Source organism: Cellulomonas carbonis (genome assembly GCF_014636275.1).
GTDB lineage: Bacteria > Actinomycetota > Actinomycetes > Actinomycetales > Cellulomonadaceae > Actinotalea > Actinotalea carbonis.
In genome coordinates this window covers 522,685-535,330 of record NZ_BMEB01000002.1, presented here as the reverse complement: position 1 = coordinate 535,330, position 12,646 = coordinate 522,685, and the positions used below count along the sequence as shown (strand labels likewise).

Here is a 12,646-nt window from a genome sequence, read left to right as displayed (position 1 = left end):
GCGCGGCGGGCGCAATGGGGCCCCTGACGGTGAGCGTGTCGACACCGAACCGGTCGACGACGGGGAAGGAGCCGTGGAGGAGGAAATCCTGGTGGTCGTGTGACCTGTCAGTAGGCGCGGCGTCGGGAACGACCTCATCTCGATGCGCTGTCCGTCGACCCGTGAGGGGTCGGGCGAGGTCAGGGGCAGTCACGCCCCCGCCAGCTTCGACTCGATCCAGGTGTCGACGTCGCCCTCACGGAACCGCAGGTGCTTCCCCACGCGCAGGCCGGTCGGCCCCTCGCCCTTGCTCCGCCAGGCGTAGATCGTGCGGACGGGCACGCCAAGGCGGCTGGCGAGGTCGGTCGGGGTCAACAGCCGTCCAGGGTGGGCGCTCATGGCCATGCCACTCATCATCCTTCATCTTTGATTGGTCGTACGCCATCACTTGGCGACCGCACGCTAACCTTGATCGCTAGTCCTTCGCAAGTCGAACTTGCACCTTCATCTTTGATCTGTCAGTCTCGAGCTATGGCCGGACGCGAGATGCACATGGGACCCACGGGCGACACCGTCCGGGAGAACGTCGCCTTCTTCCGCGAGCTGAGCGGCATGACGTTCGCCGCCCTGAGCAGGAGGCTGGAGGAGTTGGGCAGGCCCATACCGCCGTTGGGGCTTCGGCGGATCGAGGCCGGCGAACGGCGGGTTGATGTTGACGACCTCGCGGCGCTGGCCGTGGCGCTGAACGTGAACCCGAACACCCTCCTCTTCCCACGGACGATGGGAGACTTCATCGAGGCGCGGGTCACGGGGGTGGCGGAGCAGCCGGCCAGCCGGGTCTGGCAGTGGGGCCGCGGCTGGGCCCCCCTCATCGGACAGTCCATCCGGATCGACGCCTTCCGGGAGTTCGTGCGCCCTCATGTCGTTCTCGGTCCGGAGGAGCGCGCTGACGCTCGGCGCCGCTGGGTGGAAGGCGAGCTCCGCAGGATCGAGGAGGAGGACGCCGCCTTGCTCGCCACCCTTGAGGCGGAGGAGGGCAGGCGCATCGACCCTGCCGACTTTGATCCGGGCACGGAGTTCCTCAAGGAGGAGCTTCGCGCGCTCGATCCGGAGGACGACGCCGCATGGGCGGAGCGACCTGACGATCCAGCCCCACCGGCGAGAGGTTCGAGGATGGACCCCCGCGAGAACTGGAGACCTGCACGTGCCTAGACCGCCGACACCCCTCGGGGCATGGGGCAGGATCAACACCGCCCAGGTGGGGCCCGGCCACTATCGCGCTCGGGCAAGGTTCCGGGACTTCGACGGCCGCACTCGGCTGGTCGAGGCTTCAGGGACCAGCCGCGGGAAGGCCGAGGCGGAGTTGCTGGATCGCCTGCGCAGCCGGGCGCGTCCAAGCCTGGAGGACCTGACCGGCACGACGCGCGTTGGGGTCGTCGCCGACCTCTGGATGGCGGAGCTGAAGGACTCCGACCTCGCCGCGAGCACCCAGGAGAAATACCGGCACCTGGTGGACAAGCACGTGCGCGCCGCCCTGGGCAATGTGCGCCTTCAAGAGCTGACCGTGGGCCTGCTCGACCGGCACCTGCAGGCGGTCCGCGAGAAGAAGGCCGGAGGCGGCGCGGCGACCGCGAAGATGTTGCGGACCGTCCTGATCGGCATCCTGGGTGTGGCCGTGCGGCACGATGCGCTCCAGGTCAATCTGGCAAAGCAGACCCGAGGTGTCGCACTCAAGACGAAGCCGGTGGTCGCCCTCACCGTCGACGAGGTCCACCGACTACGTCGCGCAGTCGCGTCCGACGCGGCGGCGGTCCGCGCCGATCTCCCTGACCTCGTGGACCTGATGCTGGCGACGGGCTGCCGCATCAACGAGGCCCTCGCGCTGCGCTGGACCGAGGTGGACCTGAAGAACGACGAGCCGACCGTGCACATCGGCGCCACCCTGACTTGGCACCGGGGCGCTGGGCTCGCGATCCAGGAGCATCCCAAGTCCGCCGCCGGTCAGCGCACCCTGATCTTGGCGCCCTTCGCGGTGGAGATGCTCCTGCGCCGCAGTGTGAACCAGCAGCCGAACAGCGCCAACGTGGTCTTCCCGTCCTCAGCCGGCACCCTCCGGGACTCCCACAACGTCAGCCGCCAGTGGCGGGCGTTCCAGCAGCGAGACCCGCGGTGGTCGGCCGTGACGTCCCACACCTTCCGCAAGACCGTCGCCACGGTGTTGTCGCGGCAGTTCGACGCCCTGACGGCGTCGGCGCAGTTGGGCCACTCGAGCTCGGCCGTCACCGAGAAGCACTACATCGCTCGGGCTCACCGCGGCCCCGACGTCCGCGAGACCTTGAGCGCGTTCGCGGCCGACCAAGGGCAATCCGATGGGTAAGTGATGGTCCTCGACCCCGTAACCCGCCTACGACGAAGGCCCTGCCCGGCGTTTTCGCTGGTCAGGGCCTTCGTGTGCTGTGCGCCCGGAGGGACTCGAACCCCCAACCTTCTGATCCGTAGTCAGATGCTCTATCCATTGAGCTACGGGCGCGTGGCCACAGGGCCGCAGACGAGAATACATGCGACCGGCCTCGACTCCCAATCGCGGGCGCGTGACCGAGCGCACACCGTCCCGGCCGAGCGTCCCCCGAACGGGTGAGTGCTCAGCGTCGCGAGCGGGGGTTACACTCCTGCTCCCCAACCCGGTCGAGGCGCAGCGCCGACGACGCGCGCGGTGGAACGTCCTCACCGGAGCCCGGATGTCCCTCACCCTCCCCGGCCCTGCCCTCCCAGCGGCCGAGCCGACAGCCGCGTCGGCCCGAGCGGCCCCGCCGGCCGTCGACGCCTACCCCATGCCGGCCCCCGGCTGGGGCGTGGCCGAGGCGCTCGAGGCACTCGCCGAGGCACGGCTCGCCCTTCCCCTGCCGGGCGTCGAGGCCACCGTCGTCAGCGCGCTCACGACCGTCGTCCTGCGCGTCGGCGACGTGGCGGTCAAGGTCTACCCGCCCGGCACGGACCGCGAGCACGTCGCACGCATCGCGACCGCGCTCGCAGGCAGCGACACCGCGCTCCTGCCGCTCGCCGCGCCGGTCGTCACGTCGTGGGGCGTCGTCTCGGTGTCGTCGTGGCTCACGTCCACGCGCCCGGTCGACTGGCTCGAGACGGGTGCGCTGCTGCGGCGCTTCCACGTCGACCACGCCGACGCCGACGTCGCCGCGTGGGACCCGCTGCGCCGCGTCGTCACGCAGGTCGCGGGCCTGGCCGACGACGACGCCGCGGTCCTCCTCGACGCGCGGACCGTGCTGCTCGACGAGCTCGCGCGCCTCGACTCGCCGCTCGGCGTCGGCGTCGTGCACGGCGACGTGTCCCCGCTGAACGTCATGCATGCGGGCGCGCGCGCCGTGCTCATCGACCTCGACTTCGTGGCGCGGGCCCCGCTCGAGTACGACCTGTCGAGCCCGGCGCGTCGCGCCGACTCCGGCGAGATCGACGCCGCGACCTACCTCGGCTTCTGCCGCGCGTACGGCACGGACGTCCGGGCGTGGGACGGCCGCGTGGTGCTCGACCGGATCGCGCAGCTCGGCGGCGTCGCGTTCCGGCTGTGGGACGACCGACGGCTGGGCCGACCGCTCGACTGGGTCGCCGACGCCGTCCGGACCTGGCGCACGCCGCTCTGAGGCGGACCGCCGCGGCGCGACGCCACCCGACGAGGCGCCCTCAGCCGCGGTCGGGGGCCGGGAGCGACCGCAGCCACTCGGCGAACCGGGCGTTGTTCACGGTGTCGTCGCGACGCTCCTGGACGTGCGCGAGCGCCTCGGCGCCGCTCACGCCGAGCACCTCGCGCACGACGAGCGACGTCATGAGGCCCGAGCGGTTGCGACCGAACGTGCAGTGCACGAGCACGCGGTGGCCGTCCTCGATCAGCCCCGCCACGAGCTGGGCGAGCCGCAGCGTCAGCGCCGGGTCGGGCACGTCCTCGCCGTCGACCAGCGGCGCCTTGAGGTAGAGCAGGTCGTCGGTCGCTCCGGCCGGGGGGTGCGCGTCGGCGTCGGCGATGTCGACTACCGCGGTGATCCCCGCCTCGCGCACCCAGCCGAAGTCGACCGGGCACCCGCCCTGCCACAGCCGTCCCGGGAGCAGCTCGCTCGGCGGGTCGGCGGGTCGGACGCCCGGCAGCTCGACGGCGGCGGTTGTGAGCGCGGTCTCGGCGGTGGTCGGCGCGGTCGTGGTCACAGCGGCAGGCTAACCACGCCGTCCGACGACGGCGCGTCGGGCGGGTGTCGGCCGTACGACGCGCGGCTGACGGCGCGGTGGCGAGGGCCCGACGCCACACCACAGGAGATCCTGCGACCCGCACGGTGACGCGAACCCGACGCATCGCGATATACCCTCGGGGGTATGCGCACCCGTCCCCGCCCCACCCGTCTCCGCCCGGCCCGCGTCGCCGGCCCGCTCGCCGCCGCCCTCGCGGCCGGCCTCGTGCTCAGCGCCTGCGGAACGTCCGCGCCGGACGACGCCGTCACGCTCGTCGACGTCGAGGAGGCGGCAGCCCTCGCCGCCGACGACGACGTCACCGTGCTCGACGTCCGGACACCCGCCGAGTTCGGCGAGGGCCACCTGGCCGGCGCCGTGAACGTCGACGCCACGGCCGACTTCACCACGGCGATCGCCGACCTCGACCCGGAGGAGACCTACCTCGTCTACTGCCGGTCCGGGAGCCGGTCGGCCACCGCGACGGCCGCGATGGCCGAGGCGGGGTTCACCGACGTGCACGAGCTGAGCGGCGGTGTGCTCGCCTGGCAAGCGGCGGGCGGCCCCCTGACGGCGCCGTGACCGTGGGGCCGGTCGACGACCGGCCCCACGTCCGCGCCTCGGGGCGCTCCGTCACCGGGAGAGCTGGAAGTCCGCCTGGAGGACGGCCCCGCCACCCAGGTCGAGCGTCATGGTCTTGCAGGACCCGGCCCAGGCCGGGCTGGTCTTCCAGTTGAGCTGGTAGTACCCGCCCCCGAGGTTCTGCAGGCCGCTGCCGCCCGCGACCGTCTGCTCGACGTCGTCAGTGGTCGTGGCGAGCCCGCACGCGAGGTTGCGCACGCTGACCGGGGCGCTCGTCAACGTCGTGACCGGAGCGCCGGACGCGTCGGCGACGTGCCACTTCAGCGGCACCGCGCGGCCCGCCTTGACGCGGTTGAGGACGGGCTGCGGGTCGACGGGTGCGCCCGGGCCGGAGACGGTCCACGCGACGAACGAGCCGCCCGACCCCGCCGGGAGCGCCGTCGTCGAGCCACCGACCGTGACGGTCACGCCCGTACCCGACACCTCGGTCACGTCGGCGCCCGCCGCGGTGTCGACGACGCGCGCCGAGGTGCCGGTGGGGACGGTGACCACGACGGCACCGCCGTCGGTCTCGACCCGGACGGTCCCGGTGAGCGTCCGGACGACGAGGCTCCCGCACGTGAGCACCGCGCTGCTGCCTGCGTCGAGGCGGACCGTGAGGCCGCACACCGACAGCGTCGCCCGCGTGGTCCCCGGACCCGCCGGCCCGACCGTGACGAGGACGCCCTCGGCGGGGTCCTCCGCATCGGCGACCGTGACCGCGAGCCCACCCGCGTCGACGACCGCCCCCGACGTCGCGGGCACCGTGGACGCGTCCACGAACGCACCCGCCGCGGTCCCGGCGGGCTGGAGCGCGTCGACGACGCCGTCGCCGTCCGCGTCGACCGGACCCGACGGCGCGAAGGTCCGGCGGAACACCCCGAACGCGTAGGGGTCGGTCACCGTGGGGTCGTAGAGCGCGAGCGGCGCGCTGAACAGCACGCCCCCGACCGCTCCGAGCGCGAGCAGGGGGCTCGACCCGCCGAACGCCCCCGCGGGCTTCGCGTCACCGAGGGTGGCCAGGTGGACCTCGCCCGTGGTCAGGTCCTTGACGACGACGTCGTCGGCCGTGTCGGTGTCGTCCGGGTGCAGGTTCGACGCGCGCGACGTGAACGCGACCGACAGGCCGTCACCCGCGAGGCGCGGGCTGATCGCCACGCCGTTCGCGGCGACGCCCTCGGCCGACGACGACGCGCGGACCGGGAGCGCGTCCGCGGCGTCCCGGACGAAGACCTCCTCGAGGTACGGACCCCCGGCGAGGTCCCCTGCGAACGCGACGCGCGTGCCGTCCGCGGACAGCGAGGGGAAGAAGAAGGACGAGAAGCCCGTCGGGTCCTGCGACGACGCGAGCGTCCGCTGGCCCGTCGCGAGGTCGACCAGGAACACGTCGGGGAACTTCCACACGTCCTGGTCGTCCGGCGTGAGCGGGTCGCCGACGTTCACCGCGACGACGGACCCGTCGGCCGAGACGTCACCGACGACGCTCGAGGAGACCGGGTCCTCGAAGTCGGCCCGGTCGCCGAGCGTCAGCAGCGTGAGCTCCCCGGTGCCGAGGTCCTTGGCGTACACCTCGACCTCGACGCAGAAGTTGTCCTCGGGCTGCGGGCACCCGGGCGGCAGCGGCACGAGGGGCGGGAAGTTGCCGGCGCGCGACGCGAAGACGAGGACGCGCCCGTCGTCCGACACGCGCGACGGGGCGTAGCTCGGCAGGTTGCCCTTCTCGCCGGTCGAGCTCGTCGAGGCGAGCGTCAGGGACCCCGTGGCGAGGTCCTTGACGTAGACGTCCTCGTTCACGTCGGTGTCGGAGGGGTCCAGGTTCGTGGCGTGCGTCGAGAAGACGACGTAGCGCCCGTTGCGCGAGACGACGGCGCCGCGGCTGCGGTGGAAGCCCGCGGCCGGCGTCCCGTCGGCCGTCGCCGACACGAGCGTCGTCGTGCCGGTCGTGAGGTCACGCGCGTAGAGCTGCTGGTCCGGACCGTGGAACGCCGCGACCGTCCCGTCGTCGCTGAACGAGAGGACGTGCCAGTCCGCCTCGACGAGCTCCGCCTCGCCGCCGTCCGCGCCGAGCGCCGCGGGTGCGCCCGCGGCGAGTCCGCCGAGGGCCAGGCAGGTGGTGGACAGGACGGCGAGGGACCTCGTGCGTGGGGGCATGGCAGTTCTCCTGGTGCGATCAGGAGCAGCGCCCCCGGCCCCCGCTACCGACGTACGGACCTTTCGGACGATACGGGGCAAATGTGACCTGCGTCACTACGCCGATCGAGGGGCGAGGCGCCCCGGTGCGGGCCGGGCGCCGACCGGCCCGCACCGTGCCGCCGGACCGGGCCGCCTACGACGCCGTCGACGTCGAGATGTTGAGGATGTTGCCGTCGGGGTCCTCGAACCACGCCGCGCGCATCCCGTCCATCGAGGCGACGCCGTCGGACCACGTGACGCCCTCCAGGTCGTACTCCTGGAAGGTGACCCCGCGCCCGCGGAGGTCCGCGACCTCGGCGTCGAACGACCCCTCGGGCACGTCGAACGAGACAGCCGTCGCCTTGTTGGTGCCCGCGTACTCGGACCGGTAGACCAGGAGCTGGACGCCCCCGGCCCGGAAGAGCAGACCGTCGGGGATGTCGCTTGCCGGCGTCAGCCCGAGGGTCTCCTCGTAGAAGCGGCGGGCCCGGTCGACGTCGCTCACGGCGACGACGGGCATCGCGGCATGGTCGGAGAGCATGGTGCCTCCAGCGCGGACCAGGCGACCGTCGACTGGTCGGCACGTCGAGGCTACGCCGGGGGGGTACGGACGCTCAACGGTCGGCCGCGAGCGGCCGGACCTCGGGGGCGAGGAGCTGGGCGGAGACGGTGGGATTTGAACCCACGGAAGGGTGTGACCCCTTCACGGCCTTAGCAGGGCCGCGCACTAGACCTGACTATGCGACGTCTCCAAGGTGATGCAGCGGTCAGGCTACCCGGCGCCGTGACCGCACGGCAAAGCGTCGGCGCGCCGTCGTCGGCCCCGGCTGGGCACCCGGCCACGACCCCCGCCCGGCGCCCGGCCAGGCACCCGGCCGGTCGCCCGGCCCGGTGCCGGACTCAGCGCTCGAAGCCCCACGCGCGGTCGGTCAGGATGCGCGCCGCCGCGAGGCCGAAGGCGATCGAGATGACGACGAACACCGCCTGCACGCCCGCGGTGACCGCGACGTCGGCGTCGCCGTTGTTGAGGCTGACGAACGCCCGGTACACCGCGGCCCCCGGCACCATGATCACCACGGCCGGCACGGAGAGCGTGATGCGGGGTAGGCGCATGCGGGGCGCGACGCCGGCCGCCATGACGCCGACGACGAGCGTCGCGACCATCGTCGCCGCCTGCACCGCCATCCCGAGGTCCGCGAGCTCGAGCCGCAGGGTGTTCGCGACCATGCCGATCACCGCGGCCGCGAGCGCCATGCGCACCGGCGAGTTGAACAGGAGCGCGAAGCCGAGGACCCCGAGGAAGCTCGCGAGGAGCCGGAGCAGGAGCTCGACGAGCGGCGGGATCGCGAGCGCCGCCGCAGGGTCGGGTGCGAACCCCGTGATCCACGAGACGGCCCACACGCTGATCCCTGCCGCGAGCAGCACGACCAGCGCGTACACCTCGCGCGCCACCCCCGCCGAGAAGTCGAACTTCGCGAGGTCGAGCGCGCCCGTGACGAGCGCGAAGCCCGGGACGAGGAACAGCACCGCGGAGATGTACCCGGCCTCGTGGCCCTGCCCGACCCCGCCGAGCGCGTCGAGGCCCTGCACGAAGCCCAGGTAGACGAGCACCGCGACCGCGGCCGCGAGGCCGGTGACCGCGAACTGGTTGACGTGCCGGTGCAGGAAGTACCGACGCACGGCCTGCCCGGCGCCCGCCGCCAGCAGGACGCCCACGACCTCGATCACGCCGCCGTTGTTGAGGAACGCGAACGCCGCGCACGCGACGGCCGCGAACAGTGCGTTGAGGACCGGCGGGTACAGCGGCCGGAGCGCCTCGATGCGGTCGAGCTCGGCGTTGACCTGGTCGACCGTCGCCCCGGGGCGGAGGCCGTTCGCGAGGTGGGTGAGCTCCTGGAGGCGGTGCGCGTTGACGCCGATCGACCGCACCTCGGCGACCTCGGTCCGGAAGATCGGCCCGCGGTGGGACGTCGCCGTGATCTCGGTGAGCGTCACGTGCGCCTGGTGCCGGTCCAGGCCGAGGGCCTGGGCGACCTGCTGCATCGCGGTCTTCACGCGGTAGCTGCCCGTGCCCGACGACAGCATCGCCTTGCCGACGCGGAGGATCGCCCCCGACTGGCGGATCAGCTCGACCGGCTCGAGGTCGTCCTCACGGATCGGCATGGCGGCCTTCCTCGTCGGCGGTCCGGTCGCGGCGGCCCGTCCCCGCCGGGTGCGCGACCACGGCGGTGTGAACGGCGCCAGGGTAGCCATCCGTCCCGCCCCGGTTCAGGGACGGACGTCCGGGAGCCGGGCCGCGCCGGCCCGCGACCGGCCGACGACGACGCGTCAGACGCCGCGCGCGTACCTGGCGCGGCCGAACGAGTAGACGCCGAACGCGACGAACCCGAGGGCGACGAGCGCGAGCAGCACCTTGCCGAACGGCGCCTCCCGGAGGGTCATCAGCGCGCCGTCGAGGCCCTCCGCCCGCTCGGGGTCGGCGGCGGCCGCGGCCGCGACGAAGAGCCCGCCGAGGATGATCACGGCGACACCGCGGGCGACGTAGCCCGCGCGTCCCGCGTGGACGACCCACGACGGCGGCGTCTCGCGCAGGTCGCGGAGGAACTTCTTGCGCCACCCCTTGACGAGGTGGTAGCCACCGACGGCGATCGCGCCGAGGCCGACGAGCGCCACGAGCACCCGCCCGGCCGGCTGGGCCATGAGCTGCGCCGTCATGCTCTGCGTGCCCCCGCCACCGCCGCCCGAACCGGTCACGACCTGGAGCGTGAGGCCCGCGAGCACCAGGTGCGCGACGCCCTTGGCGCCGTCCTTGACGCGGTCCTTGGTGTCGGTGCCGAGGACCGCGGAGACGATCTCCCAGAAACCGAGGAGCGCGAAGCCGACGAGCGCGATCCACAGCAGCACCGCGCCGCCGGGCGTCCCGGCGAGCGTCTGGAGCGCACCCGAGGCGCTCGCCTGCTCACCCCCGCCGCTGCCGAAGGCGACCTGGAGCGCGATCCAGCCGATGAGCACGTGGACCACGCCGTTCGCGGCGTGGCCGAGCCGCCAGCCCTTCGTGACGACCGGGTTGTCCGCCGCTGCGCGCGCTCCTCGGTTGATCATGCGGCCACTGTGGCAGCGGTCGGCCGTCGGCGCTCGCCGAGCGACACGACCCCGCCCGATCGAGGGACGACCGGGCGGGGCAGCGCGAGGGGTCGGGTGACGGCCGGGCGGGGCGCCGGAGATGCCGGACGCCCCGCCCGGCGTCCTCAGCTGCGCGGGCCGCGCGGCGGGAGGAACCGCTCCGCGACCTCCGTGACGTTGCCCGCGACGTCGACGACGCGCACGCGCACCGTCACGGCGCGGTGGCCGACCTCGACGGGCCCGGTCCACGTCGTGTACCGACCGTCGTTGCGGTTGAGCGCGTACTCGACGCGAGCGATTCCCGAGTCGTCGTCCACGTCGAGCGTCACGGTGCGGGAGTCCTCGTCGAGCACGACGTCGACGACAGGGGCGGTCGTGTCGGCCGCGAGCGCCGCGCGGACCGCCTCCGAGTGCAGGCCGAACGAGTCGCCGACGCGCGGGAGCCAGCAGTCGTCGTTGTGCCGACCCTCGGGGTACACCACCGCCGTGTGCTCGACGCCCTTGGCCGTGAGGATCCCGTCGATCGCCCGGACGGCGCCGTCGAAGCGGTACTCGTCCTCCTCGCACGCGTCGAGGAAGTACTCGTGCACCGAGAGCTCCTCGGGCGTCATGCGCGTGACCTCGGCGAGCGGCGACGGCGACTGCCCCGCGGGGCCGCCGGGCGACGTGATGCCGAGCATCGCGGGAGCGAGGTTGAGCGCACCCATGTGCGACGCGAGGGACGAGAACAGCTCGGGGTGGGCGAGGCCGATCGACCACGCGCCGAAGCCGCCCATCGAGACCCCGCTGAGCCCACGGAACTCGCGGCCGTCGAGCGTGCGGTACTCGGCGTCGACCTGCGGCACCAGCTCGGTGAGGAACATGCTCCGCCACGGCGTCCCGCCCTCGTGGTCGACGTACCAGAGCGACTCGCCGTCGGGCATGACGACGATCGACTCCTCGAGACCGCCCGAGGTGTAGAGCCCGTCGAGCACGGACCCGAAGTCGCGCGGCTCCCACTCGCGGCTGCCGCCGTTGACGCCGTGCAGCAGGTAGACGACGGGGTACTCGCGGTTGGGCTCGTCGTAGTACGACGGCGGCAGGTACGTCACGTACTCGCGCGAGGCGCCCTCGAGCTGCGACTCGACCGCGTCGCGGAAGAACCGGGACTGGTTGCCGAGCTCGGTGCGCGTCGCGCGGTCCAGGACGAGGAACTCCTGCGTCGTCGGCTGGAAGGTGACCGTCTCCCCCGCGACCGTCCCGGTGATCGTCCGGTTCGTGTCGACCAGGAGCCGCCCGTCCGAGCTCTCGACGACCTCGACCTCGCCGTCGGTGAGCGTGAGGGAGCCGGCGCGCTCGACCCACGCGCGCAGCTCGCGCGCCCGGCGGTCGACGTCGTGCCCGTCGTGGACGTAGTCGGGGCTGAGGGTCCGCAGGTAGGCGTCGACGTCGCCCGCGGCGAGCGCGTCGGCCTGCGTCGCGAGCAGGTCGGTGACCCACGCGGTCGTCGCCGCGTCCGCGAGCGGACCGGTGATCCCGTGGACCTCCGCGCGCAGCGCGTCCTTCGAGTACAGCCCGATCGGGCCCTTGTACCAGCCGCCGTCGCCCGACATGTCGAGCACGCGCACCGCGAGCGTGTTGGTGCCGCCGAACACGGGGGCGTCCGCCGGGACCGGGTAGAGCCGCTGCTCGAACCACTGGCTCTCCGCGTCGGGCGGGAGCGAGCCCGACCCGCCGATGCGCACGCCGTTGAGGTACGCCTCGTCGACGTCGTCGATGAAGCCGAGCGACGCGACGAGGTTCGCGCCCGCGGCGTCGGCCGGGAGGTCGAACGTGAGGCGGTACCAGCCGAAGCCGTCGTACCCGGTGAACTGCGGTGCGCCGTCGACCTCCGGCACCTGGACGGTGGTCCAGGACGAGTCGTCGAAGGCGGGGTCCGCCCACGCGAGGTCGTCGCCGAGCGCGAACCGCCACGTGCCCGCGAGGTCGAGCGCGACGGTGGCCGCGGTCGTCGACGCCGTGCTGGTCGAGGCCGTGCTGGTCGAGGCCGTGCTGGTCGAGGCCGTTGCCGTCGGCGCGGGCGGCGCAGCCGAGGCGGCCACGGGTGCGGCGAGCAGCGCGCCCGCCGCGGCGAGGCACGCCAGCGTGCGCAGCGGGGGGCGGACCGGTCGGAGCGGAGGTCGCAGAGGGGATGGCGATGTCATGAGCACCCACTTCGTCGTCGGGTCGTGCCGCCGGGGCGGCATGGGACCGCTCGTCTGTGAACGGTCCCAGAGACCGGCGCACCACGCGTCCGCGATGCACCGGATGTCGCGACGCTACCTGTGACCGGTCACAGACGTCCAGACGTCGGCACGAGGCCGGGTCGGGTGTGCGGGACGGGTGTGCGGGACGGACGGGGCGGAGGGCAAGGGATTCGAACCCTTGGGTACGGGGTCACCGCACCAACGGTTTTCAAGACCGTCGCTTTCGGCCGCTCAGCCAGCCCTCCCGGCGCCCGCTGCCGGACGCGGCGCCCATTGTGCCAGTGGTGACGCGGCGT

Annotated in this window: 11 protein-coding genes and 3 tRNA genes; 4 read left to right on the top strand and 10 right to left on the bottom strand. The window is 73.3% G+C overall.

Annotation, left to right across the window (positions count from 1 at the left end; genetic code table 11):
• Window positions 1–189: 189 nt before the first annotated feature.
• On the bottom strand, window positions 190–384 hold the full coding sequence (locus IEV86_RS07650) for a helix-turn-helix transcriptional regulator (RefSeq protein WP_043604341.1): 195 nt from the start codon (window positions 382–384) through the stop codon (window positions 190–192).
• 126 nt (window positions 385–510) lie between these two features.
• Here IEV86_RS07650 and IEV86_RS07645 point away from each other — a divergent pair, with 126 nt between their 5' ends.
• A complete protein-coding gene (locus tag IEV86_RS07645; protein WP_188484614.1) occupies window positions 511–1,191 on the top strand; it encodes a helix-turn-helix domain-containing protein in 681 nt (226 codons plus the stop codon).
• Between the two features lie 46 nt (window positions 1,192–1,237).
• Window positions 1,238–2,356, top strand: coding sequence for a site-specific integrase (locus tag IEV86_RS07640; RefSeq protein WP_052426000.1), 1,119 nt, complete (start codon window positions 1,238–1,240; stop codon window positions 2,354–2,356).
• A gap of 80 nt (window positions 2,357–2,436) precedes the next feature.
• Here the strand turns inward: IEV86_RS07640 and IEV86_RS07635 are convergent.
• A tRNA-Arg gene (locus IEV86_RS07635) sits at window positions 2,437–2,509 on the bottom strand.
• A gap of 208 nt (window positions 2,510–2,717) precedes the next feature.
• Between IEV86_RS07635 and IEV86_RS07630 the strand changes: the two genes are divergently transcribed.
• Window positions 2,718–3,635 (top strand): aminoglycoside phosphotransferase/kinase family protein, encoded by a 918-nt coding sequence (locus IEV86_RS07630; protein ID WP_152605585.1) that lies wholly within the window; start codon window positions 2,718–2,720, stop codon window positions 3,633–3,635.
• Between the two features lie 40 nt (window positions 3,636–3,675).
• On the opposite strand, the gene IEV86_RS07625 is transcribed toward IEV86_RS07630, so the two are convergent.
• Entirely contained in the window at window positions 3,676–4,191 is a 516-nt protein-coding gene (locus tag IEV86_RS07625) for a protein-tyrosine phosphatase family protein (RefSeq protein WP_052426002.1), read from the bottom strand.
• Window positions 4,192–4,356: 165 nt separating this feature from the next.
• Here IEV86_RS07625 and IEV86_RS07620 point away from each other — a divergent pair, with 165 nt between their 5' ends.
• Complete coding sequence (locus tag IEV86_RS07620) at window positions 4,357–4,791, top strand: rhodanese-like domain-containing protein (protein WP_043604288.1); 435 nt, start codon at window positions 4,357–4,359, stop codon at window positions 4,789–4,791.
• 51 nt (window positions 4,792–4,842) lie between these two features.
• On the opposite strand, the gene IEV86_RS07615 is transcribed toward IEV86_RS07620, so the two are convergent.
• The 7 genes from IEV86_RS07615 to IEV86_RS07585 form a co-directional block, all read right to left on the bottom strand.
• Window positions 4,843–6,981: a PxKF domain-containing protein gene (locus tag IEV86_RS07615; RefSeq protein WP_043604291.1), complete on the bottom strand. Its 2,139-nt coding sequence runs from the start codon at window positions 6,979–6,981 to the stop codon at window positions 4,843–4,845.
• Between the two features lie 175 nt (window positions 6,982–7,156).
• Complete coding sequence (locus IEV86_RS07610) at window positions 7,157–7,543, bottom strand: VOC family protein (RefSeq protein ID WP_043604293.1); 387 nt, start codon at window positions 7,541–7,543, stop codon at window positions 7,157–7,159.
• A gap of 120 nt (window positions 7,544–7,663) precedes the next feature.
• A tRNA-Ser gene (locus IEV86_RS07605) sits at window positions 7,664–7,754 on the bottom strand.
• 148 nt (window positions 7,755–7,902) lie between these two features.
• Window positions 7,903–9,165: a threonine/serine exporter family protein gene (locus IEV86_RS07600; protein WP_043604296.1), complete on the bottom strand. Its 1,263-nt coding sequence runs from the start codon at window positions 9,163–9,165 to the stop codon at window positions 7,903–7,905.
• 165 nt (window positions 9,166–9,330) lie between these two features.
• On the bottom strand, window positions 9,331–10,104 hold the full coding sequence (locus IEV86_RS07595; RefSeq protein WP_043604301.1) for a DUF1206 domain-containing protein: 774 nt from the start codon (window positions 10,102–10,104) through the stop codon (window positions 9,331–9,333).
• Between the two features lie 146 nt (window positions 10,105–10,250).
• Window positions 10,251–12,308 (bottom strand): alpha/beta hydrolase-fold protein, encoded by a 2,058-nt coding sequence (locus IEV86_RS07590; RefSeq protein WP_188484613.1) that lies wholly within the window; start codon window positions 12,306–12,308, stop codon window positions 10,251–10,253.
• Between the two features lie 197 nt (window positions 12,309–12,505).
• A tRNA-Ser gene (locus IEV86_RS07585) sits at window positions 12,506–12,595 on the bottom strand.
• Between the last annotated feature and the right edge of the window lie 51 nt (window positions 12,596–12,646).